We start from the raw sequence: 2792 nt of genomic DNA, 5'->3' as shown, positions 1-2792 counted from the left end.
TTTAATGGTGTAACTGTAATAGTTCCTGTGGTTGTCGCTGGTGGACATCCGCCTGTTGTAGTTACCGTATAATTAAATATTCCACTTGCGGTTGGTGTTCCACTTATCGTAGCTACGTTTCCTGCCCATGAACCGGTAACTCCTGCTGGTAATCCTGCAAAGGTTGCTCCTGTTGCGCCTGTAGTTGCTAATGTAATATTGGTAATTGCTGTATTGATACAAACCGTTTGACTTGTGCCTGATGCAATAGTGTTCAATGGTGTAACTGTAATAGTTCCTGTGGTTGTCGCTGGTGGACATCCGCCTGTTGTAGTTACAGTATAATTAAATATTCCACTTGCGGTTGGCGTTCCACTTATCGTAGCTACGTTTCCTGCCCATGAACCGGTAACTCCTGCTGGTAATCCTGCAAAGGTTGCTCCTGTTGCGCCTGTAGTTGCTAATGTAATATTTGTAATTGCACTGTTAATACAAACCGTTTGACTTGTGCCTGATGCAATAGTGTTCAATGGTGTAACTGTAATAGTTCCTGTGGTTGTTGCTGGTGGACATCCGCCTGTTGTAGTTACAGTATAATTAAATATTCCACTTGCCGTTGGTGTTCCACTTATCGTAGCAACGTTTCCTGCCCATGAACCAGTAACTCCTGCTGGTAATCCTGCGAAGGTTGCTCCTGTTGCACCTGTAGTTGCTAATGTAATATTGGTAATTGCTGTATTGATACAAACCGTTTGACTTGTGCCTGATGCAATAGTGTTTTGTGGTGTAACTGTAATAGTTCCTGTGGTTGTCGCTGCAGGCGAACAACCACCTGTTGTGGTTACAGTATAATTAAATATTCCACTTGCCGTTGGTGTTCCACTTATAGTAAACACACCAGCTGCAAAAGATCCAGTAACTCCTACTGGTAATCCTGACACAATAGCACCTGTTGCATTAGTAACTGCATAGGTTATGTTGGTAACAGGAGTATTAATACATAATGTTTGGTTTGTTGTTGTTGCAACTGATGTTAAAGAAATTAATGGTAACGGAGTAATTGTAATATCAAAAGTACTACTACCAGCAGCTCCACATGCAGTCGCTCCATAAAAATAAGTAACTGTATAAGTTCCAGCTGTACTTAACGCTAAATTAATTTCACCTGTAGATGTATTTATTGATAGCCCAGGAGAACTGTAATTACCTCCTGTTGTAAACCCAGGAACTGTAGTTGGAATTGGATTTGTTCCATTAATACAAACCGGTGTAGAATAACTAAATCCTGTAACTGGAACAGCTGTTGGATTAACATTGATAGTTCCTGTGGTTGTCGCTGGTGGACATCCGCCTGTTGTAGTTACAGTATAATTAAATATTCCACTTGCGGTTGGTGTTCCACTTATCGTAGCTACGTTTCCTGCCCATGAACCAGTAACTCCTGCTGGTAATCCTGCAAAGGTTGCTCCTGTTGCGCCTGTAGTTGCTAATGTAATATTTGTAATTGCACTGTTAACACAAACCGTTTGACTTGTGCCTGATGCAATAGTGTTCAATGGTGTAACTGTAATAGTTCCTGTGGTTGTCGCTGGTGGACATCCGCCTGTTGTAGTTACAGTATAATTAAATATTCCACTTGCCGTTGGTGTTCCACTTATCGTAGCTACGTTTCCTGCCCATGAACCGGTAACTCCTGCTGGTAATCCTGCGAAGGTTGCTCCTGTTGCGCCTGTAGTTGCTAATGTAATATTTGTAATTGCACTGTTAATACAAACCGTTTGACTTGTGCCTGATGCAATAGTGTTCAATGGTGTAACTGTAATAGTTCCTGTGGTTGTCGCTGGTGGACATCCGCCTGTTGTAGTTACAGTATAATTAAATATTCCACTTGCCGTTGGTGTTCCACTTATCGTAGCAACGTTTCCTGCCCATGAACCGGTAACTCCTGCTGGTAATCCTGCAAAGGTTGCTCCTGTTGCTCCTGTAGTTGCTAATGTAATATTTGTAATTGCACTGTTAATACAAACCGTTTGACTTGTGCCTGATGCAATAGTGTTCAATGGTGTAACTGTAATAGTTCCTGTGGTTGTAGCTGGTGGACATCCGCCTGTTGTAGTTACAGTATAATTAAATATTCCACTTGCCGTTGGTGTTCCACTTATCGTAGCAACGTTTCCTGCCCATGAACCGGTAACTCCTGCTGGTAATCCTGCGAAGGTTGCTCCTGTTGCGCCTGTAGTTGCTAATGTAATATTTGTAATTGCACTGTTAATACAAACCGTTTGACTTGTACCTGATGCAATAGTGTTCAATGGTGTAACTGTAATAGTTCCTGTGGTTGTCGCTGGTGGACATCCGCCTGTTGTAGTTACAGTATAATTAAATATTCCACTTGCCGTTGGCGTTCCACTTATCGTAGCTACGTTTCCTGCCCATGAACCGGTAACTCCTGCTGGTAATCCTGCGAAGGTTGCTCCTGTTGCGCCTGTAGTTGCTAATGTAATATTGGTAATTGCTGTATTGATACAAACCGTTTGACTTGTGCCTGATGCAATAGTGTTCAATGGTGTAACTGTAATAGTTCCTGTGGTTGTCGCTGGTGGACATCCGCCTGTTGTAGTTACAGTATAATTAAATATTCCACTTGCGGTTGGTGTTCCACTTATCGTAGCTACGTTTCCTGCCCATGAACCAGTAACTCCTGCTGGTAATCCTGCAAAGGTTGCTCCTGTTGCGCCTGTAGTTGCTAATGTAATATTTGTAATTGCACTGTTAATACAAACCGTTTGACTTGTGCCTGATGCAATAGTGTT

The 2792-nt window shown here is 42.3% G+C and carries 1 protein-coding gene; it reads right to left on the bottom strand.

All coding sequences use genetic code 11. The features are described from left to right. The coding region (locus C8D80_RS12800; RefSeq protein ID WP_394364584.1) for a beta strand repeat-containing protein at positions 1-2792 on the bottom strand (2792 nt) is incomplete at both ends.

The sequence above is a fragment of the Flavobacterium cheniae genome (assembly GCF_004363695.1).
Classification (GTDB): domain Bacteria; phylum Bacteroidota; class Bacteroidia; order Flavobacteriales; family Flavobacteriaceae; genus Flavobacterium; species Flavobacterium cheniae.
This window is presented reverse-complemented; position numbering and strand designations above follow the sequence as displayed.